Source organism: Acidicapsa dinghuensis (assembly GCF_025685685.1).
In the GTDB taxonomy this organism is placed as follows: Bacteria; Acidobacteriota; Terriglobia; order Terriglobales; family Acidobacteriaceae; genus Acidicapsa; species Acidicapsa dinghuensis.
The window spans coordinates 587,270-606,905 of record NZ_JAGSYH010000003.1; the positions used below are offsets into that span (position 1 = coordinate 587,270).

Sequence of the window (19,636 nt, forward strand, 5' to 3'; positions counted from 1 at the left end):
AACGAAGCAAAACCGCCGCTTGCTACTCGCAGCGAAGAGCCGTCATGGGATCAACGTGCGTGGCGCGGCGCGCGGGCAATGCGCAGGCCAGGATTCCAACCAGGAGCAGGAGACATGCGGTGAGAACGAACGTCGCCGGATCAGTAGGCTGCACGGCGTAGAGCAGGCTCTTCAAGAGGCGGCTAACACCGAGTGCCGCTCCGCATCCAACCAACACACCAGCCATCATCAGCACGATTCCTTGCCACACCACCATAGACCAGATAGTTCCACGCTGTGCTCCGAGCGCTGTGCGAATGCCGATTTCGCGCGTGCGGCGTTCTACCTCGTATGAGAGCAAACCATAGAGGCCAATGCAGGCGAGCAAGAGACCCACGATTGCGAAAATGCCAAGGAGCCGGCCTACCAGGCGCTCGTTAAAAAGCAGGCGGTCGATTGAATCGGATTGCGTACGCATACGCATGATAGGCAGATTGATGTCGACGGTATTCACTACGTTGCGTACGGCGGGCATGAGCGAGGAAGGTGCGGACTGGGTTCGAATTGCAAAAGTGGCGCCGTCGGACGCGAGCGGCATGTAGGCGGTCGGCGCAACTTCTTTGCGTAGCGTGTCATATTTGGTGTCGCCGACCACACCAACGATTTCCCATTGCGGGTCCTTCGGGTCATCTCCGCCGATATGCAAACCGAGCGGGTTCTGGCCAGGGACGTATTTTTGTACGAACACGCGATTGACGAGCACGCGATTGGTAGTCGCAGTATCGGCCTGATTTAGCAGCCGCCCCTCCAGAAGAGGAATCCTCATCGTATGAAAATACTCCGGGCCTACGGAGAGGGTTTGTACTTGGACGGAGCTTTTATCGGCGAGCCCTTGTACATGCATGGTCCGGCTCGAACGCCCGCCGTCGAGCAAAGCTCCGGAAGAATAAGTGACGTTGATGACTCCAGGCAATGCGGCAATTCTCTTCTGCAGATCTGTGTAGAGATTGGTGATTTGCTGGTCTTTATAGCCAGTCAGCTCGGGATTGATGGAGAAGAGGATCAGATTTCGTGTGTCGAAGCCAGGATCGATGTTGCGCAATTTGTCGAGAGAGCGCAGGAGTAGTCCGGCTCCCGTAAGTACGACCATGGAAAGCGTGACCTGGAGGATGACCAGGACGCTGCCGAGACCGAGAAGGCGTCCGCGGCCATGGCTGGCAGCGGCTGTCGTGGTATTGCCTTTCAGTTGCGCGGTCACACTGGTGCGAGCGCCGCGGAATGCCGGGGCAAGACCAAAGCCGACTCCGGTGAGAAACGCGACGCCAACGGTGAAGAGCAGAATGCGCGCATCGACATGCAGGTCGAGCTGCAGAGGAGAGTAAGAGTTCGCCGAGAAAAACGAGGCAAGGGCTGAAACGCTAAGAGGAGCAAGTAATACGCCGAGGCCGGCTCCGATGAATGAGAGCACGAGACTCTCGGTGAGAAGCTGGCGGATGACGCGACGACGCGACGCGCCCATCGCAAGGCGCACTGCCATTTCTCGCTCGCGAGAGGCAGCTCGCGCCAGCATGAGACCTGCTACATTGGCGCACGCTATCAGCAAGGTAAGGCCAACTGCCGCCATGAGCAGAAGGAGCGGCTCGCCATACGCGTTTCGAATCCCAGTCAGGGCCTCTTGCGCGGGCAACAGAAGAAGATGAGGATCGTCGGCCGGATCCCATTCCTTGTTGGGACCATGAAGCATCTCATTCTTGTAGATCGAGTCGAGTGCAGCCTGTGCCTGTACGCGCGAAACACCAGCGTGCAAGCGGCCAACAACCACGAGCCACCAGTCTGTCGGATCGGTTGGGTCAATATGTTTGAGCCCAAGCGTGGTTGTCTGGTTCAGTGAAACCCATAGATCGACCGATTTGCCCGGTGTGAGTCGCGTAAAACCGGGCTCCGTGACGCCGATGATAGTGAAAGGAGCATTGTTGAGGTGGATGATTCGCCCGATAACCGTCGGGGATCCACCAAAAGCGCGCTGCCAGTATCCATAGTCGAGCACGGCTACCGATGGCGCTCCGGGCTTCTCATCATCCGGCGACAAGGTGCGACCCAGCGCAGGTAGTACGCCGAGTGTCTCAAAGTAGCTTCCCGAAACAAGTTGTCCTTGCGCGATCGCCGCGGCTCCATTACCGCTGAGGTCCATTTGAAAAGGCCCGATGAAGGCCATTGCATCTTCGAGAACACTGTTTTGTTTTTGAATTTCCTGGAAGAGCGGATACGACATCGTGCATCCGGTTGTACCCTCAGGGTTGTGGGTACAATCTCCAAAGCTGCTCACGCCTACATGGCTCGGCCCGTGATGCGCCGACCATTGCGCCATAACCAACTGCTGCGGATCGCGCACAGGAATGGAGCGAAGCATGATTGCGTTGACGAGCGTAAAGATAGCGGTATTCGCTCCAATGCCGAGCGCCAGGGTGATGATGACGACTGTGGTGAAAACAGGCGATTTCACCAGCATGCGCAGACTGTAACGCAGATCCTGGACGAGAGAATCGAGAAACGAAATGCCACGGGCATCCCGGCAATCTTCCTTAACTTGTCCGACTCCACCAAAGTCGAGCCGCACCTGGCGCAGCGCTTCATCCTTGCTCATGCCAGTGCGCATGTATTTGTCTACCTGCTTTTCCTGATGGAAACGCAGCTCATCATCGAGTTCTTCGTCGACCTTCGCGCGGCGAAAGAGGGAACGAAGCCGGATATACAAATCGCTCAGCATCACGCACCTCCTAAACGGCTCTCAGCACCTGGGCGACAGCGGTTGTCAGCTTTTCCCAGACGTCCTGCTCGGCAGCAAGCTGTTTGAGGCCTGTCTTGGTCAGCTCGTAGTATTTGGCACGGCGATTATTTTCCGATGCGCCCCATTGCGCTTTGATCCATCCGCGCCGCTCCAGACGATGAAGCGCTGGATAGAGAGATCCCTGCTGAATGCGCAGAACATCCTCGGATATCTGCTGAATCCGCTCGGAAATGGCCCATCCATGCTGCGGGCCCAGGGACAACGTCCTCAGGATGAGAAGGTCCAGCGTGCCTTGCGGCAAGTCAATATGCGGGCTCGTCATTTCTACCCCTTCTACTTCTACAAGTGGCAATATATGCCAACTCTTGTAGAAATGCAAGGGGAATCCGCAGATCGAATCGAACGAAAAACCGTGGTGGTCGGCAGACGAATTATTTGGGCATGGGGATCGATACGGCTTTGCCTGCGCCGCGCTCGGCGATCCAGAGCGTGTCACCTGCGGGCTCTACGCCGGTTGGCGTATTCAATCCTTCCTTAACGACGGTGACGTGGGCCTTATCTCCATCGATCGTAAGGACAGAGATTTTGCCGCTGCCATTTTCGGCAAGGAAAAGCTTGCCGTTGGCTGCCCTCATGCCATCCGGTCCCTTGATTGGCTGATCCGTCCAGATATCGACGGGTGTGCCTGGTTTACCATCAGCGCCGACAGGGATGCGATAAAGCTTGTTGTAGATGACGTTGTTTACATAGAGCGTGCCGTCGAGAAAGGTAATGCCATCGATGCCCATCAGCGTCCGATGTTCCAGATAAAGCTCTGCTGAAGAAGCGCCTGCAGGCAGCCTGTAGATTCTGCCAGTCGCGGTGTCGGTGATGTAGAGCGCCTTGTCCGGTCCGATGGTGAAGTCGTTGCAGGTGGTGTTTTCTCCAGGCAGATTCCAGCGAATCTTCGGCGCGCCGGTGGAGAGATCAAAGCTTCTGAGCGCGGTGTGGCGCTGCACCGGAGTAGTGTTGGGCACCGGAGTCAGTTGGCATGTCCACAATGTGTTACTGGAAGCATCGGCGAGCATCCCGAAGAAGAATGTCCCGGGAACCTCGGCACTGGCGTCGATAAACTTTTCGGCTATCGATGAACCTGGGCGCACTTTGTAGACAAATGGCGAACTGGCGCTGCCGACGATCAGCACCCCGCCGGGCGCCATGGTCAGGCTCTCAGGCTGCGACTTCGCATCGGAGATCAGAATTTCCGCAGCAGACGCGACTTGCGCAAAACTCACGATCAGAGCGGCACAGGCAGCAAAACATCGAAGGTTCCGGATAGCCATTGTTAAATCTCCCTGGAGATGCTCTCGCGTTAAGGACGAATGAATCGGGGGGTGATGGATTGCAATCACGAAGAGAAACTGCAAAAAAGTCAGCCTGTACAGTATGCCGGATAGGATGCAGGCTTGTGGTTGTTAAATTTGTGCGGAAATTGCAGACTTGCCCGCAGGCGCCGCGACGGATGGGAAAACGAAGTGTCTCATGTGAAGCTGGAATGAAAAACTTCTGCGCCTGCGAGTACCGTATAAGAAGCCGCGCCGGAGCTGGTGTCTGTTGAGCTTTCATAAACCTGAGATGACGTCCGCGAAGCCAGTACCGTTGAGCAGAGCCATCGAGGTACTTTACCGGTCGGAGTCTGGCAGGATACTGGCCACGCTGGTGCGGCTGCTTGGCGATATTGACCTGGCGGAAGAGGCCATGCACGAGGCTTTTGCTACTGCCCTGGAAGCATGGCGCGACAGCGGTATCCCTGAAAGACCTCGCCCATGGCTAATTTCAACTGCGAGATTCAAAGCCATTGATGGGATGCGCCGGCGGGCCCGCTTCGACGCCACGCAGACGGATCTTGGACTTTATCTTGAGACGCAAATCCATGACGAGCCTCAGGAAGAGGAGATCGAGGATGATCATCTCCGTCTTATCTTTACCTGCTGCCATCCATCGTTAGCTCCGGAGGGGCAGGTTGCTCTTACGCTGCGAGAAGTCTGCGGATTAACAACAGAGGAAATTGCCCGAGCCTTTCTTGTTACACAGGCGACACTGGCGCAACGCATTGTGCGCGCAAAAGCCGTCATTCGCGATAAGGCGATTCCCTACCAGGTACCTGCACAGCAGGAGCTTCCAGAACGGCTCGGAGCCGTACTTCAGGTTGTCTATCTTGTATTCAACGAGGGATATTCGGCAGAGACAACGGGATCAGAGCTGAGCTGCGAAGCGATTCGCCTGGGCAGACTGCTGCATGAGCTGCTGCCGGAACCAGAAGTGATGGGCCTGCTGGGGCTGATGCTGTTGCAGGAGTCGCGGCGCGCGGCGCGAAGCTCTCCAGAGGGCGACCTAATTTTGCTCGATCAGCAGGATCGTTCTTTATGGAACAGAGATCAGATCGCCGAAGGCATTGGGCTCACCGAGAGCGCTCTTGCATCGCGGCGCTTTGGCGCTTACACATTGCAGGCCGCCATTGCCGCTGTTCATGCCGAGGCTCCAACCACGGCATCGACGGATTGGCGTCAGATCGTGGCGCTTTATGACGGGCTGATTCAGATACAGCCGTCTCCGGTTGTCGAGCTTAACCGCGCGGTGGCAATCGCTATGTGGAAGGGACCGGAGCATGGGCTTCGTCTCATCGATGCCATGCTGATGCGTGGAGAACTCACCAACTACCACCTTGCGCATTCTGCCCGGGCTGATTTATGCCGCAGACTTGGCCGGATATCCGAGGCCCGTACTTCGTATGAGAGAGCGCTTGCTTTGGTCCGGCAGGAGCCGGAGCGCCGCTTTCTGGCCGGACGGTTGCGGGATTTGAAATAAAAATCAGCTTTGCTGTCGATTTTGCACGTGCGTAACGACTATAGGGCGAACAGGCAGGCGCGCAAACGGCGTGGCTGACTTTCAGAGGAAGAGATGAGAGATGAAATACATCTGTTTGGGATATATCGAGCCGGGAAAATTTCAAGGCATGACGGAAGATGAGCGGCACGCGATGCTCGACGCCTGCTTTGAGTATGACGACCATCTACGGGCAAATCATCACTTTGCCGCAGGAGAGGCGCTGCAGCCCCCGGAGAGCGCGTTAACGCTGTACTGGAAGAACGGCAAGGTGGCAACCACGGATGGCCCGTATGCGGAAACCAAGGAGCAGCTTGGAGGCATTCTGGTGCTTGAGGCGCGAGACCTGAACCATGCCATCCAGCTCATCTCGCAGCATCCGGGCCTCAGATATGGGCCGTGGGAGATACGACCGGCAGCCGACCTGAACGAGATGGTGCGGGAGAGTGAGCTTCGGCGAAAAAAGAGCTCAGAAGGATAAGACTGTACAGAACGTGCAGGTACACCAGAAAACGACAAGAACAACATGGAGATGCGAGGGAGACACAGATGTCAAAGGTGCGTGTAGCAGGATTTAGCGTTTCGCTGGATGGGTTCGGCGCGGGAATCGAGCAGAGTCTCAGCGACCCGTTGGGCAAGCGAGGAGCAGAGATGTTCCAGTGGTTTTTTCGGACGAGGACGTTTTGTGCGATGCATGGGAAGCTCGGCGGCGTTGTCAATACCGATGATGAGTTCGCACAGAGAGCGATGGATAACTTCGGTGCGTTTATTCTTGGCCGCAACATGTTCGGCCCTGTTCGCGGCCCGTGGCCCGACGATTCATGGAAGGGCTGGTGGGGCGACAACCCGCCGTATCATACGCCAACCTTCGTTCTGACCCACCATGAGCGCGAACCAATCGTGATGGAAGGAGGGACAACCTTCTACTTTGTCACCGGCGGAATCGAAGAAGCGCTGAGGCTGGCTAAAGAGGCCGCGGGCGAAAAAGACGTAAAGATCGGAGGAGGTGTTTCCACCGTGCGGCAATATTTGCGAGCCGGACTGATAGACACACTGCAATTCGCGCAATCTCCAGTGGCGCTTGGTCAGGGAGAAGCAATCTTTGCCGGGATCAACCTGCCAGCGCTTGGGTTCCGCGTGACCGAGCACAGGGCTACAGAGCACGCGACACATATTGTGCTGGAGAAAGCGTAAGGAAAAAACCGGCAGCGATTCCGAAAGAGTTCGCTGCCGGTGAATTGACGATCAGAGCTCTCCGTTTTTCATCTGGTTGACAGCGTAGTCGCAGGCGCGGGCGGTCATGGCCATATAGGTCAGCGATGGATTCTGGCATGCGGACGAGACCATGAAGGAACCATCGGTGACGAACAGATTGGCGATGTCGTGTGCCTGATTGTGCGCGTTGAGTACCGATGTTTTGGGATCGTTGCCCATGCGCGCGCTGCCCATCTCGTGGATGCCTTCACCGGGTAGAGATGGTACGGAGAAGAGCTGGATATCCTTGGCTCCGGAAGCTTGCAGCATTTCAGCACCGGTAACCTGCATGTCCTTGACCATAGCCAGCTCGTTCTCTCTCCACTTATGGCTGACCTTGATCGTCGGAATGCCCCACGCGTCTACCTTGTCCTTGTTCAGCTCCATGTGGTTGTCGTGGTTGGGCAGGCACTCGCCGAAGCCGGCGAAGGTGAAGCGCCATGGGCCGGGATTGCGAAGCTGATGCTTGAAGTCCGCGCCGAAGCCGGCCATATCGGTGCCGCGCCGCCAGTCTTCGCGTCCGCCGCCGCCCTGGAATCCGTAGCCGCGCACGAAATCGGGATGCTTGTCGTGCATGTTGCGGAAACGAGGAACATAGATGCCGTTGGGCCGGTTGCCGAGCTGCACGCGATCTTCATGGCCGGGAATGATGCCGGAAGCGCCCCCATGCATGATGTGATCCATAAGGTTGTGGCCAAGCTCACCGCTTGAATTGGCGAGTCCGTTCGGAAACTCAGTAGTGGCCGAGTTCAACAAAATGCGCGCAGATTCGAGCGTAGAAGCGTTGAGAAAGACCACCTTGGCGTGGAACTCCATCGTCTCTTTGGTCTGCGCATCGATGACCCGAACGCCGGTGATGCGCCGCGTCGCGGAATCGAATACGAGGCTGTGCACCACGCTGAAGGGCCGCAGCGTCATCTTGCCCGTTGCTTCGGCCGCGGGCAATGTTGAATTGAGGCTGCTGAAGTAAGAGCGCGTGATACAGCCGCGTGAGCATGGGCCGCAGTAGTGGCAAGCACCGCGTCCGTTGTGCGGAACGGTGAGGATCGCTGTGCGGCCGATGGTGAGGCAGCGATCGGGAAATTTCTCTTTCATCGCTTCCTTAACGGCGATCTCGGCGCAGTTCATCTCCATGGGAGGAAGAAATTTGCCGTCGGGAAGCTGGGGCAATCCTTCTGTCTGGCCGGAGACACCGATGAAGTTTTCCACGTAGTCATACCAGGGCTCGATGTCTTTGTAGCGAATGGGCCAGTCGCTACCGTGACCGTCATCCGCATTGGACTCGAAGTTGACGTCTCCCCAGCGATACGACTGACGGCCCCACATGATGGAGCGGCCACCAACGTGGCGTCCGCGCAGGAAAAGATACGGCTGATCGGGCGGCGTGGTGTAGGGATTTTCGAGATCGTTGACGAAGAACTTGGAGTTCCACTCATCGCCGATGTGACGCTGGATGGGCTGATAGACCTCTTCGTATTTGCGGTCGCGCAGGCCGCGGAATTTTACGTCCCACACCGGCACGTGCTCGACATAATCGCGCTCGGGGACGATAGTCTGCCCTGCTTCAAGCACGAGTGTCTGCATGCCTTTTTCCGTCAGCTCTTTGGCAGCCCATCCGCCGCTGATACCGGAGCCGATCACGATTGCGTCGTATTTATTTGCTGTTCCGATTACATTCATTGGCGCGCCTCCTGCAGTGGGGCACAGCCCGAATGGCTTGCCGGGATGATGGACTGTCCCAGCTCGTTTTCAAAACCGACTTCCGAGGTGTAGTAGCCGACGAGCGTGAGGCGCTTGAGGGTGTAGAAGAAGTTTTGAGGAGCTGGTGACGTGTCATGCTGCATGGCACGTTTCCTTGCCTCGGCACCCTGATTGTGCGCGGATTCCATCGCTTCGCCGTCCATCTGCTTCATCAGTTGCGTCTGTTGCGCAACGGTGCAATCGACAAAATCTTTGCCGAAGAGCTTGCGGCTGCGGGCATCGACGGTTGCGAGACCTTCGAGGAAATGCGCAGTTTCCTGCTGCTCGAACCAATCGGTCAGCATCAGATCGAGAAACTCATTGACCTTGGCGCCGGTTGCGCCGGGTGTATCGGTCGCGGGAATGATGAGCTCGGAGATGGTGGTTACAGTTGCATTCTGATGAGCATTCAGCGTTCTCAGCCCTGGGAACGGGCCTGCGTCTGCTCTTGCCTGCTGCAATGCCATCATCGCTTCCATGGGCATCGCGGATAAGACCGCTGAAGAGGTCAGCAATCTCAATACATCACGCCTTTGCATTCTATGATTCCCCTCTAATTCATTACTCTGCCGCCGCCTGCGGCGCAGGCGAAATAGTCCCGCAAAGGCGACAGTGCCATTGAAGGACTTATATCAACGCGAGCCCCATGTCGGCCAGTCTCTAGTGGTAATATCCCGCGGTCCTGGGCCTTGTTCATGGTTTTTGCAGGTACTTTAGAGGCTGAAAATTCTGTAAGTCTTCATTGACATGGGCTTGCCGCTTTTCTAATCTGAATGCGTCAACCCGGGTAGCGCTGGACGCAGGGGCCTGAAATAACAGGTGCGTTTCCAGAGCGATGGTTGATGCGAGCTTCCCTAGCCGATTTGGGGAGGGCTCCGCCCAAAGCTACCCGGCGTCACTCCCAAAATCAGTTAGAGATGCTGCTCGATCCTTCCCGGACGTTGAGATATTCGCTGGACGCTGCTGCGTCCGAGGGAGTGTTTATGGGTACATATCGAACTTTGAAGATGAGTGTGTGCGCACTCTTTGCCGTCTTCCTTTCATGCATCGCGCAGGCACAGAGTGGAGCGGAAGCAATCCACTACGGTGCGAATCCGGCTGCGGGCCATTATCTTCGCGTGGACGACGTGAATATCTACTACGAAACTTACGGCAGCGGTGGAACTCCGCTGGTGCTGCTGCATGGCGGGCTGTACGGATACATTGAAGAGTTTGGCGAACTGATTCAGGAGATGAGCAAGCACCGCCGTGTGATTGCGATTGCTACGCGCGGTCATGGCAAGTCGGAGATCGGATCGAAACCATTTTCGTATGCGCTGTTTGCCAACGATGCCTATACCGTTATTCGTCACGAGACGAGCGAAAAGGTTGATGTGCTTGGATTCAGCGATGGAGCGGTGACTTCTTATACGCTCGCAAGCGCTCATCCAGAGCTGGTAAGGCGGCTGGTGGCGATTGGCGGCCCAAGGAAGTTTACGGATTGGACTCCCAATGCGCAGGAGGAGCAGAAGAATGCGAAGCCCTCGGATGTTGAGCGGGACTCGCCGCAGTTCGTGGCGGAGCGCAAGAAGCTGATGCCGCAGCCGGAGCGATGGATTGAGTTCAACGAAAAACTCAATGCCATGTGGCTCGGGCCGGTTTATGTGACGGATGAGCAGATCGAGTCGATCAAAATTCCGACACTGATCATTGCGGGCGATCATGATCCTTACAACCAGACGGAGAAGTTTGTTGAGCTTTATCAGCTATTGCCCCAGGGAGAACTGGCCCTCATTCCCGGCTGTGGTCATGTGGTGCTGAATTGCAAAGGTCAATTCACCATTGAGGCGGTCGAGGCATTTCTCGATGAGAAGGAAAAGTGAGGCGGAGGCTTTAAAAGAGACAGGCGGCTCATATGAAAGTGAGCCGCCTGCCGGGAACGTACTTCTGACTGCAACCATGCTTAGCCCGGCAGAAAGATGGCGACTAGAAAGAACACCAGCACGACGAGGAGGACGACGCAGAGAAGCGATGCGATCTTCGACCCGCGCGTGCGCTTGAATCCTCGCTGTGTGGCGTGGCGGCGTAGCCATGCCGAGATGCCGAAGCAGCACAGGCCTGCGCACGCAGCAAACGCAAGATAGAGCATGACGGCGCGAGTCTCGCGTGACCAGCCGGGTGAGAGTAGCATCATCAGCACGAAGTAGATTGCCAGCAGACCTGCTGCGTCACACGGTATGGCTGTAAGGAGCTCCCAGTAAGTGAACCAGCTCTTCCCTAACTGGATGCGCGATGGTGTGTCCTTGGAATCAGCAGCACTCATACACCATAGTTTGCCTTGTCAGGGTTGACCTCGTCAGGGCACTTGATCGGGCATCGTATCGCGCGCTTTGTGGTCAATTCTGAAGAATCTTGAAAGCTGCTGTTTTCGGCTCGGGAGCGGTTCTAGAGAACTTCTCCCGTACTGCCCGCAAAGACGTTCCGACGCGGTCAGATACATGGAGCAGATGGCCAGCGGTGAGGGGTCCGAGCACACGATGGTGCCCGACTGCGGCCAGCACCATGGAGGCGATGCAGCCGCACTCGGCGCAGTTTGGATTCCCTCCGAACTGGCAGGGGGTGATCCTGGTTTGCAGATCCGCGGAAATGGTGCGCGTTGTTTTGGCGAAGATGCACTCTTCCGGGCTTTGGGGAGGAGCGAGAAATTCCCGGAGGAGCGGTTCCGGCATCTCCAGGATCGGATATTGCACACGCAGACGCATCAGATCCTGCACGACGAATGCGCGCTGTTCGGGGGTCAATATTTCCTCTCCGGTTGCTCCACGCTGCGGGGTGAAAAAGCTGAACCAGACCCTATGGATCTCAGGACGCGCGCTCCAGAAGCGAAGGAACTCCTCCAGGTAGCCAGGGCGTCCCGCGATATTACCCGTGATGGTCGAGTGGATCGTTACTTTCGCGAAAGCGATGTTCTTGAGGATGCGATCGTACGTGGCTGGTTTACGCCGTTCATCATGCTCCGGCTGCAGACCGTCGATAGACACCACAACGTTCAGGCGTTTGAATCGGCCCCACTCCGCCGGTATCTGCCGAAAGGCGCTGGTGACGATCTGCGTATACACCCGACGGGCATCGAGCTCCGGCAGAAGTATTTCCAACTCGCGGTAGCGGACCAGAGGATCACCGCCGACAAGAGAGACGTGGAGCGGTTTTTCCCGATCAACGATCTCCAGAATCTTCGCTACCAGCTCTGCTCCTTTGAAATCGGAGAGCTCACGCAGCCCGGTTTCGCTTCCCAAATGAGCTGCGTCGAACGCATAACAACCAGGGCAACGCAACGGGCACTCTTTGGTGATCTCGATGGAAAGAGAAGGTTTACGTCCTATAAGAATCGCTGCCCATGCCTGTAAGACTTCAGATGTCTTCATTCACGCCCCATACGCACGTAGGTTAGATGCCTGTTTTGGAGTACATGGGCGCACGGAACAAGCTGAGAAGCGTGTTTCTTCTGCTTTTAGGGTTTTTACGCGAATTAGTATATGCTGTAAGTTGATCGAAGAATCCGATCTGGTCTTTTTTGCCTGTTCCGTGAACCGCTACTCGCAACCAATTCCAAATTGAGTTCGGCGGTACATTGTCAAAGGAACAAGTTAATGGAACAAGGAACAGTAAAGTGGTTTAACGACGCGAAGGGATTCGGCTTTCTGAGCCGGCCCAACGGCGATGATGTGTTTGTACACTTCTCGGCGATTGAGAGCCAGGGCTTCCGCAGCCTTCAAGAAGGCCAGGCAGTGGTCTTCAACGTCGTCAAGGGCCCTAAGGGCTTCCAGGCAGAGAACGTAAGGATTGCCTGATCAAGAGATAACTGATTGAAAGAGGGCGGTCATCAAGGCCGCCCTCTTTTTCATCCTCGAAAAAGGAATCCCATGGCAAAACCTGCTCTTCGGAACGATAAGTATTTCCTCCGCGATCTTCATCAAGAGATTGATCTTTACGATCGCAAGCTTTCCCACCTGAAAAACTATGTAGAGTTTGCCTCCGCTGCAGACCGCGAAGAGGCTCAGAAAAAATTGATCACGAAGCGGGCCACTCTCGAGAAAGCCGCGAGAGATCTTGTGGCATCCGGCGTTGAATTCGAGGAGAAGGATCTTCCGCGATCATTTCGCAAGGAAAACCTCGAACAAGATATCGAGCATGTCGAGCGCGAGAATATCTTCCTGGTCAAGCAAGCGTAAGACGCCCACGGCTGTTTCAGTTTTCACCAGCTATCGCTTCGCCCAAATCGCTGTATGTAGTGAATCGCTCCAAAGGATTGGTATCTCAATCCATGACATGCAAACAACAGTTCGCCCCGCTGTGCGATCTGCACCATACGGCGATGGAGCGAATGATGTTGGAAGAAGATGCGGAGGAAATCCGCTCTTATCATGCTTGCAGTCGACCCGAGTGTACGCGAGTATTCCAGGATTCTCTTGGCTACCTGGACTTCATTGAAGGAAAGTTCGATGATTCCCGGATCTCGGTGGAGAGATGTCCTCACTGTGGGTCTGCTCTCTATCTCGCAGAGGCGGATCACACACAAAAAATCGAGAGCTGGGATTGTCCGCAAAAGGGCTGCGATTTTTCGGGAGACTCTGCATCGCCGTCTGCACGATAGACGAAGATGCGTCACATGAGTATGCGTCTTGCTTGTGTCAGCGAGCTTTTGAAAAACCCAGGATAACCGGTTCTTCATTCGGCCATGTTACTTCGCTGCTGGTTCTATGGGAGCGGAGCCGCCGGCTATGAGACTGCTCAGGCTGCCGGCCAACTGCGGTTGCACCATGACGAAAAACATGCCGCCGCGCCCGTTCTGGCTGCTGGTGCAGTTGCCGGTGAGCGAGCCTTGCTGGTTCATGTCGCCGAAGATGTTGTAGGCCGTGTCGCCAGCGGTCGAAACGCCGATCTTGGCATGGTTGTGATTGCCACCTTCACCGCCGGTGAGTGCAAAGGTCTTGCCGTCCCATGTGCCGGTGGTGGCGATATCGACTGGTCCCGGTTTCGGCAGCGACGGACTCCAGCATCCAACAGGACTGTTGGCATCGGTCGAGTCCATGGCGGGGTTAGCCCACCAGTTGGCCGTGCGCAACGGCACGCTGCCGAGCAGCGCTGAGACAAGCTGCCATGGCGGCACATTCAGTTTCGATGGCTTAGAGATCAGCTCCACGCCCGAGGAGAGCGTGGTGTTGAAATAGGTGGTGCTCGCCGAGAGCTTGCCTAGCTGCGAGGCGAGTTGCTGAATATCCGATGGGCCGCCGTTGTGAACGACCTGCTGATTGGTTGGATCGGTGACGACGCTGGCATTGTTGAGTCCGCGCAGCACCGCGACCACATCGTTCTTATTGAGCCGCAGGGCAAAGAAATGCTGGCTCACTTCCACATCGTCATCCTTGACGCAGCCGAGTGTGTTGCCGTCGCTCTTGCGCGGAGACTGCGCGTTACCTGAGGCGGGCCAGGATGGCGTGGAGACCTGCATGATCATGCCGTCGCCGTCATCGTTCCAGGCGAGCATGCCTTTGGAGTGTCCCCACGGCGCGTCGCAGTTGCCACTGGAGCAGCCCTTGATCTGCGGGTCGGCATAAAACTGATCGTTCCAGACGACGTAGTTGAACTTGCCGTTGTAGACCTCATCAAACGTCGCGCCGATGGGATCGTTGACCGTGTCGCCTGCGCAGCCTGCCCCCTGTTTGAGCGTTGGCTCTTCACTGCTGGCGGAAACATACTGCTGGCCCCATCCGGATTTGTAGGGCTGCACTGTGCCGCCGAAGGGACAGGCACGATCGACACCGGAGCCGCAGCCGGGAAAGACAGATGAGTTGAGCTTGAAGACAAACCACCAGTCGACGGGATGGCCTTTCTGAATCATCGGATACGGCGCAGTACATGCGGGTGAATCCGATGTACCGGCGCCGCAATGCGTGTTGGAGAGCGTGATCGACGGCACGAAAGGCAACGTCGCGTTGGCCTGGATTGTGGCCGCAGGCGGCGCTTGCGTGGGCGCAGGCGCAAGAGCGCTATGCGCAAGCGCAACGGCAAGCGGCAGAACAGGCGCGATGGTGCGAACAGCGCTGCCGGGCTTCTTCGCCGGTGGATCGGGCGTCGCCGATGTTTTACGTGTGGTCATGCTGACACTCCGCATCGAATGGCAAGACTTGCCCGGCTACGATGGACAGCGAAACTATTCACCGGAGGCATTGCTGCCGCCTGTCGGATTCGTACTGGCATCAGCAATGGTGGCGGCAGCGACACTGACGTCTTTTGCGACATTGGCATCGACGGCAGCGTCTTTTGCGACAGCGGCACTGACCTGGGAGGCGACAGCGGCGCCGACGGTGGTTGCCTGCGCGACGCGAGCAGTCGTTGCCGCTTGTCCGGCGGCAGCTGCAGCCTGCTGGGCGGCTGCAGCGTGGGACTGAGCAGTGGCTGCGGCCTGCTCGGCGCGGATAACATCTTCTGGAGTCGGGTCAGGCTCGAGGGTTTGCGGCTGGCTGTAGGAAATGCCTTTGCCGACAGCATAGGTGGTCGCGCTGATGCCCAGGAGTGTGAGCACTCCTTCTGGGATATCCGGCAATGCGCCGTTCTTCATCACCAGCTCAAAGACGCTGATGGCGATAACGAAAGTAAAGAGAAGCAACTGGAAGCGCGACATGCTTGCCTGGCCGTTAACCTCGTTGAGCAGATGCGTCAGGTCAATCTGCCGCTTATGAGGCGGCGCCCACCAGATAAGAACGATGATGGAAAGAGCGAGCATGCCGAGAAAGAAACACGCCACATATCCAGCTAAGCTCGTAGGATCCCAATTGATTGTGCCCAATGCTGTTACTGCCTGCCCCATAACTTTCCTCCTAATTCCCTTTCCGGTTGCTCCACATCGACCAAGCTTTTTCGAGCACGTAGATACTGCTGCTGCCTCCAAGAACATAAAGCCAGTTGGCGCTTACGTCGGGCAGCTTTCCATCAGTGGACTTCGCAACCTCTGCGAGATATGAGCCGCACGCCGTGATGGTGGCCAACAACAGCTGCACTCGACCCGGACTGAGATTTCCCCCGGAGTCCTTATGCATCAGAAGGCCTGAGAGCGGGATGCGGCGCGTGAGTATCTTCCACGCGATGGTTGCCATCATCAGAAAGAGAAAGCCTTGCATCTCCAGGATCAATAAACGTGACGGAGTCATGCGGGCTCCTTTCTGCATTCAAAGAAGGTGTTGACGGGAGATCACGCCGGATGCTGGGCTCCGGCGAATAGATCTGGATCGAGGAAGGATCAGTATGCTGCGCGGCGCACCGTGCGTCAAGGCTTTTATTTGTCGCACTTTAACCGCAGATAGCGCTGGAGGCGAAGACAATCGCGCTGCAATCCATTGCAAACGCGCGACGGGTTCTCGATGAGTTGCCGCGCGAAGCTATAGATGAGGGTAGAGGCACGAAGGTACGCATATGGCGTGTCCTTGTGCCTCTGCTTTGAGCACCACTCCGAACTACTTTGACTCCGCATAATATGCATTACGCGTGTGTACAACCAACTCTGGGTTGTTCACCCTAACCGTGAGTGCATGATATTCGTCAGGGTGTTTTGCCTCGGGCCCGTTGAAGATGAAGCTGTAATCAGAATCATAGCTCGCTACATTGCTTGCAATCTCCTGCCAGAGATCCTTATTCGTAGGGCTGATTGCGCGGCCCCCGCTCTGTTCAGCCAGTACCTGTAGCGCGAGATTGGCAGCGTTTGCGTTATTCGGTTTCTGAACGCCCTTCAAATACTCCCGGTAATAATTCCAATGAAAAAGATCCGCGCCCGAATTTCGCACTGGATCAATGTCGAACAGAGTCACACGTGCTTGGCGCAGCCCGTTCGACATCAGCACAATCCATTGGAAATAGATATCGAGCGCCTTTCCCGATGGATTCACTTGTGTTCCGACAAGAAAGGGCCAGCCTGGGCTTACCCAGAACATCAATTTCCGCCCTGGTATCTGAGCTGAACCACGCGTGAGCATTGCCATCGTTCGTAAAGATCGATCGAGCTTCTCCTCATCGCCGTAAAAGCCTTCAGAGCGTCTCACCGGGTGCAGATTCGCACCTTGAACCTGCAGCGCAGCGGCAAGGGCATTTCCATCGGTTGTCTCTTGTCCGATCGGTACTGCGCCATCGCCATTGAACATAAATAGAGCGACAGGATGGTGTAGCTTTCCGCCATCGGACTTGAGATACTCCATCACCTGATCGCGCGCGTACGCCGTATCAACGAGCGAACTGTTTACTGTATCGAAGACAATAAGCACTGCCGAGATAGCGTCGGCCTTGGCTCCGTCAGCCGCAAAGTCCGTCAGTGTCACTGGATGTCCAGCGTCCAATACAGTGAAATCCTGCGCTGTCAGATTGGTCACCGGTTTTCCCTGCTTATCGGTCACGAGTGCATCGAGGTGAATAAGCCTGGGATCGATTGGCTGCATCTTGTTGCCTATTGGTTTCAGTGCCCCAGCATCCAGTTGCTCGCTGTGTGGATGGTTTAGCCCCGGCGGCGGAACTACCTGCTGCGCGTGCAGCAAAATGCTGCCAGCGGCCAAAACTGTAAGAGCAAGACCTGCGAGAGCCAAAGCAACACATCTGGAGCGATCTATTCTAGTGCGGTCCATCGTCTCATCCTCCTCAACATCAAACCGCTTGTAATGCCGCCAGGAGGGCAACGATCCATGGAAGAGACTTGCACTGATAACTTCCGTCGGGAAAAAGCACCCTCAACAGCGCATCCGCATACTACCACGCAACCAGCACAAATGGCTGCGTATCTTCCTGACTTTGAGACGGATCGGAGTTGATTTGCGGATAACTTAAAACACAATAAAGTTATGTCAGGTTTCTAACAGGTTTCCGGCAGACTTCTAACAGGTTTTGAGCCCCATCGGGCCAGCAAGCAACTCTTCAATCCGATTGAGGTCAACTGCGAAATCCTCGACTGAATCCTCGCCGCCTTCCCAGTTTCCAGTGACACCGTAGTGTTCCAGCCCAAGGCTGCGGGCCATGGTGTAGAAGTATTCTCCGGGATGCTTCTCGGGGTAAAGCACCAGAAGTTTTGCGTGCGTGGAGAAGACCATCCCGCCAAGCGCGCCGCCGTGTGGAGCGACGATTGCTTCGGCGCGTTGAAAAAGCTCTACCTGCTCGCGCATGGAGAGGCGCTCAGGAAAGGCGGTCTGGAATCCGTAGCGCTCCAGAAGCTGCACAAGCTCCGATTCATTAAGCACTCTTCTACGCCCTGCCGTGCCGCGCGACAGGTAGATACGCAGATCCGGCTTTGCGACTAACTCCGGAAGTCCGACTCCCTTGGCGATTCTGCAGCGGATCTCCTCGTAATAGCCCGGATGGATATAGCCGCTGCGCCTGCCGGAAAGATACGAAGGAAGAATGAACCGATCCGTCGCAATCCAACGCTCAGCCGGAACAAACTCTACCTGCATGGTTTCCGGCAGCATCAGTTTCAGAGTTTCGCGTTGGAAGCCGCCGAGGTTGTCTCCCATCAGCAGTGTCAGCGGCTCGCCTTGCATGTAGCGCTCCAGCGTGATGATCTGCGGAAGACAATCGGCAAACCAGTGCCAGAAGCTGTAAGAATCAATGCGCTGAATGCTGGAGACAGGGCCGCTTCGCCGGTCAACCTGGCGTGGGCGAAAGCTCATGTATATATCGCTGGTTTCAAAACGATGCGGCAGCAGCACGGAATCGCCGAAGACCTCAAACGACTCGTTCGCGACAACGCCGAGATATGGATAAAACATCGCAGGTGAAACCTCGCAGACAAACACTTCATCGAGTCCGAGACTGCCGGTACGATATGCGCGAACGGTCTGCAGGAACTCCATTTCGTGTGGCGTATCCGCAATCTTCACTGTCTGTGCGGGATGAAAAACCCGATAATTCTTTACCTCTTGCCCAATGCGATCTTTGGCCCAGATAACCTTCTCGATCATGGCCTGACTGAGGCCTACACGATTCAGCGGCCGCAGCAATCCTTTCTTGATCGCTCTGCCTGCCTTCCAGCGCAGCCAGTGCGCTCGCGCCTTCACTCCACGCGGCGACGGATGCAGTCCAGAGCCATAAGGTTGACGCAAGGGTGTCCCTCTTTCGCTGACTAATCAAAATTAAGTGGATGCTGCGTGGCACGGCTGAGTCATGTTCTCGTTGCACAAACAGCCCGCATGCACTCAGGATCGGAATGGCTAGAATCATAACAGGCAGCGGAATTATGACCTATGTCACGAAAGCTGCATATCCCGGCCACTGAAAGCGATAAAAACTGTGCCTCTCGAAAGCGGAATTCAATCGACTGACCTCTTGCTCGTTATCGATGTGCAGCGTGACTTCTGCCCCGGTGGCGCACTGGCCATCAACGAAGGTGACGCAGTCGTTCCGCTTATCAACCAGCTGGCGCCTCGATTCGAACACATCGTGCTCACGCAGGACTGGCATCCGGCCAATCATCAATCCTTTGCCTCCACGCATAACAAAGATGCCTATAGTCAGCTCGAAGTCTCTTACGGGCAACAGACGCTGTGGCCCGATCACTGTGTGCAGGGAATGCCCGGTGCGGAGTTTCACCCAAGTCTCGAACTAACGCGCGCCGAACTGATTCTGCGCAAAGGCTTTCGCGCCAACATCGACTCTTACTCCGCTTTCTTTGAGAACGATAAAACCACCACAACCGGTCTTGCCGGCTACCTGCGCGAACGCGGCTTCCAACGTATTTTTCTCGCCGGGCTGGCCTTCGATTTCTGCGTCAGGTTCTCTGCTATTGACGCGGTCCGGGCCGGCTTTGAAGCGCTGGTCATCGAGGACGCTTGCCGCTCCGTCAACCTGCCCGGCACCGTCGATGCGACCCGCCAGGAGTTCGCCGCTACGGGCGTTCAGCTCATCGAGAGTGACATGTTGCTTAGCTGACCCGTTCCGCACGTAAACGGCTGAAAAATAGATGCTTCCTGCCTGAGATCGTCCAATTCCGCACAACTC

General features: G+C 56.2%; 19 protein-coding genes. 7 read left to right on the forward strand and 12 right to left on the reverse strand.

Annotated elements, in window-relative coordinates; genetic code table 11:
- Positions 1–22 precede the first annotated feature (22 nt).
- The 3 genes from OHL22_RS10800 to OHL22_RS10810 form a co-directional block, all read right to left on the reverse strand.
- Positions 23–2,746 carry an ABC transporter permease gene (locus OHL22_RS10800; RefSeq protein WP_263336768.1) on the reverse strand — a complete coding sequence of 908 codons (2,724 nt, stop codon included), beginning with the start codon at positions 2,744–2,746 and terminating at the stop codon, positions 23–25.
- 10 nt (positions 2,747–2,756) lie between these two features.
- Positions 2,757–3,089, reverse strand: a complete 333-nt coding sequence (locus tag OHL22_RS10805) for a PadR family transcriptional regulator (protein ID WP_263336772.1) — start codon at positions 3,087–3,089, stop codon at positions 2,757–2,759.
- 109 nt (positions 3,090–3,198) lie between these two features.
- Positions 3,199–4,089, reverse strand: a complete 891-nt coding sequence (locus OHL22_RS10810) for an SMP-30/gluconolactonase/LRE family protein (RefSeq protein WP_263336774.1) — start codon at positions 4,087–4,089, stop codon at positions 3,199–3,201.
- Between the two features lie 271 nt (positions 4,090–4,360).
- Here OHL22_RS10810 and OHL22_RS10815 point away from each other — a divergent pair, with 271 nt between their 5' ends.
- The 3 genes from OHL22_RS10815 to OHL22_RS10825 all read left to right on the forward strand — a co-directional run bounded on the left by OHL22_RS10815 (position 4,361) and on the right by OHL22_RS10825 (position 6,826).
- A complete protein-coding gene (locus tag OHL22_RS10815) occupies positions 4,361–5,614 on the forward strand; it encodes an RNA polymerase sigma factor (RefSeq protein ID WP_263336776.1) in 1,254 nt (417 codons plus the stop codon).
- A gap of 100 nt (positions 5,615–5,714) precedes the next feature.
- On the forward strand, positions 5,715–6,113 hold the full coding sequence (locus tag OHL22_RS10820) for a YciI family protein (RefSeq protein WP_263336778.1): 399 nt from the start codon (positions 5,715–5,717) through the stop codon (positions 6,111–6,113).
- Positions 6,114–6,181: 68 nt separating this feature from the next.
- Positions 6,182–6,826 carry a dihydrofolate reductase family protein gene (locus OHL22_RS10825; RefSeq protein ID WP_263336780.1) on the forward strand — a complete coding sequence of 215 codons (645 nt, stop codon included), beginning with the start codon at positions 6,182–6,184 and terminating at the stop codon, positions 6,824–6,826.
- Between the two features lie 51 nt (positions 6,827–6,877).
- On the opposite strand, the gene OHL22_RS10830 is transcribed toward OHL22_RS10825, so the two are convergent.
- Both OHL22_RS10830 and OHL22_RS10835 read right to left on the reverse strand, forming a co-directional pair.
- Positions 6,878–8,566, reverse strand: a complete 1,689-nt coding sequence (locus OHL22_RS10830; protein ID WP_263336782.1) for a GMC oxidoreductase — start codon at positions 8,564–8,566, stop codon at positions 6,878–6,880.
- Positions 8,563–9,165 (reverse strand): gluconate 2-dehydrogenase subunit 3 family protein, encoded by a 603-nt coding sequence (locus OHL22_RS10835; RefSeq protein ID WP_263336785.1) that lies wholly within the window; start codon positions 9,163–9,165, stop codon positions 8,563–8,565. Before OHL22_RS10835 ends, OHL22_RS10830 begins: the two co-directional genes overlap by 4 nt.
- 444 nt (positions 9,166–9,609) lie before the next feature.
- Here OHL22_RS10835 and OHL22_RS10840 point away from each other — a divergent pair, with 444 nt between their 5' ends.
- Positions 9,610–10,488, forward strand: a complete 879-nt coding sequence (locus tag OHL22_RS10840) for an alpha/beta fold hydrolase (protein WP_263336789.1) — start codon at positions 9,610–9,612, stop codon at positions 10,486–10,488.
- A gap of 80 nt (positions 10,489–10,568) precedes the next feature.
- Here the strand turns inward: OHL22_RS10840 and OHL22_RS10845 are convergent, their stop codons facing one another.
- Both OHL22_RS10845 and OHL22_RS10850 read right to left on the reverse strand, forming a co-directional pair.
- Positions 10,569–10,928, reverse strand: coding sequence for a hypothetical protein (locus OHL22_RS10845; protein ID WP_263336793.1), 360 nt, complete (start codon positions 10,926–10,928; stop codon positions 10,569–10,571).
- 73 nt (positions 10,929–11,001) lie between these two features.
- Positions 11,002–12,030 carry a radical SAM protein gene (locus OHL22_RS10850; RefSeq protein ID WP_263336795.1) on the reverse strand — a complete coding sequence of 343 codons (1,029 nt, stop codon included), beginning with the start codon at positions 12,028–12,030 and terminating at the stop codon, positions 11,002–11,004.
- Between the two features lie 225 nt (positions 12,031–12,255).
- On the opposite strand from OHL22_RS10850, the gene OHL22_RS10855 reads away from it, so the two are divergent.
- Entirely contained in the window at positions 12,256–12,456 is a 201-nt protein-coding gene (locus OHL22_RS10855) for a cold-shock protein (protein ID WP_263336797.1), read from the forward strand.
- A gap of 72 nt (positions 12,457–12,528) precedes the next feature.
- Positions 12,529–12,837, forward strand: a complete 309-nt coding sequence (locus OHL22_RS10860) for a hypothetical protein (RefSeq protein WP_263336799.1) — start codon at positions 12,529–12,531, stop codon at positions 12,835–12,837.
- A 509-nt stretch (positions 12,838–13,346) separates the two neighbouring features.
- Here OHL22_RS10860 and OHL22_RS10865 read toward each other — a convergent pair.
- The 5 genes from OHL22_RS10865 to OHL22_RS10885 all read right to left on the reverse strand — a co-directional run bounded on the left by OHL22_RS10865 (position 13,347) and on the right by OHL22_RS10885 (position 18,741).
- The gene (locus OHL22_RS10865; RefSeq protein WP_263336801.1) at positions 13,347–14,765 is read right to left on the reverse strand and encodes a deoxyribonuclease II family protein; all 1,419 of its coding nucleotides are present in this window, start codon (positions 14,763–14,765) and stop codon (positions 13,347–13,349) included.
- Between the two features lie 54 nt (positions 14,766–14,819).
- On the reverse strand, positions 14,820–15,476 hold the full coding sequence (locus OHL22_RS10870) for a hypothetical protein (RefSeq protein WP_263336803.1): 657 nt from the start codon (positions 15,474–15,476) through the stop codon (positions 14,820–14,822).
- Positions 15,477–15,486: 10 nt separating this feature from the next.
- Positions 15,487–15,816 carry a hypothetical protein gene (locus OHL22_RS10875; protein ID WP_263336806.1) on the reverse strand — a complete coding sequence of 110 codons (330 nt, stop codon included), beginning with the start codon at positions 15,814–15,816 and terminating at the stop codon, positions 15,487–15,489.
- 303 nt (positions 15,817–16,119) lie between these two features.
- Positions 16,120–17,274 (reverse strand): VWA domain-containing protein, encoded by a 1,155-nt coding sequence (locus OHL22_RS10880; RefSeq protein ID WP_263336808.1) that lies wholly within the window; start codon positions 17,272–17,274, stop codon positions 16,120–16,122.
- Positions 17,275–17,520: 246 nt separating this feature from the next.
- The gene (locus tag OHL22_RS10885) at positions 17,521–18,741 is read right to left on the reverse strand and encodes a glycosyltransferase family 61 protein (RefSeq protein ID WP_263336810.1); all 1,221 of its coding nucleotides are present in this window, start codon (positions 18,739–18,741) and stop codon (positions 17,521–17,523) included.
- Between the two features lie 187 nt (positions 18,742–18,928).
- Between OHL22_RS10885 and pncA the strand changes: the two genes are divergently transcribed.
- A complete protein-coding gene (gene pncA, locus OHL22_RS10890; protein WP_263336813.1) occupies positions 18,929–19,567 on the forward strand; it encodes a bifunctional nicotinamidase/pyrazinamidase in 639 nt (212 codons plus the stop codon).
- The last annotated feature ends 69 nt before the right edge of the window (positions 19,568–19,636 follow it).

Bases quoted from the DNA above. Each gene is read 5' to 3' on its own strand.
- OHL22_RS10850 (WP_263336795.1), bottom strand. From the start codon at position 12,030: ATGAAGACATCTGAAGTCTTACAGGCATGGGCAGCGATTCTTATAGGA.
- OHL22_RS10875 (WP_263336806.1), bottom strand. From the start codon at position 15,816: ATGACTCCGTCACGTTTATTGATCCTGGAGATGCAAGGCTTTCTCTTT.
- OHL22_RS10830 (WP_263336782.1), bottom strand. From the start codon at position 8,566: ATGAATGTAATCGGAACAGCAAATAAATACGACGCAATCGTGATCGGC.
- OHL22_RS10825 (WP_263336780.1), top strand. From the start codon at position 6,182: ATGTCAAAGGTGCGTGTAGCAGGATTTAGCGTTTCGCTGGATGGGTTC.
- OHL22_RS10835 (WP_263336785.1), bottom strand. From the start codon at position 9,165: ATGCAAAGGCGTGATGTATTGAGATTGCTGACCTCTTCAGCGGTCTTA.
- OHL22_RS10880 (WP_263336808.1), bottom strand. From the start codon at position 17,274: ATGGACCGCACTAGAATAGATCGCTCCAGATGTGTTGCTTTGGCTCTC.
- OHL22_RS10800 (WP_263336768.1), bottom strand. From the start codon at position 2,746: ATGCTGAGCGATTTGTATATCCGGCTTCGTTCCCTCTTTCGCCGCGCG.
- OHL22_RS10820 (WP_263336778.1), top strand. From the start codon at position 5,715: ATGAAATACATCTGTTTGGGATATATCGAGCCGGGAAAATTTCAAGGC.
- OHL22_RS10805 (WP_263336772.1), bottom strand. From the start codon at position 3,089: ATGACGAGCCCGCATATTGACTTGCCGCAAGGCACGCTGGACCTTCTC.
- OHL22_RS10865 (WP_263336801.1), bottom strand. From the start codon at position 14,765: ATGACCACACGTAAAACATCGGCGACGCCCGATCCACCGGCGAAGAAG.
- OHL22_RS10810 (WP_263336774.1), bottom strand. From the start codon at position 4,089: ATGGCTATCCGGAACCTTCGATGTTTTGCTGCCTGTGCCGCTCTGATC.
- OHL22_RS10860 (WP_263336799.1), top strand. From the start codon at position 12,529: ATGGCAAAACCTGCTCTTCGGAACGATAAGTATTTCCTCCGCGATCTT.
- OHL22_RS10845 (WP_263336793.1), bottom strand. From the start codon at position 10,928: ATGAGTGCTGCTGATTCCAAGGACACACCATCGCGCATCCAGTTAGGG.
- OHL22_RS10840 (WP_263336789.1), top strand. From the start codon at position 9,610: ATGGGTACATATCGAACTTTGAAGATGAGTGTGTGCGCACTCTTTGCC.
- OHL22_RS10855 (WP_263336797.1), top strand. From the start codon at position 12,256: ATGGAACAAGGAACAGTAAAGTGGTTTAACGACGCGAAGGGATTCGGC.
- OHL22_RS10870 (WP_263336803.1), bottom strand. From the start codon at position 15,476: ATGGGGCAGGCAGTAACAGCATTGGGCACAATCAATTGGGATCCTACG.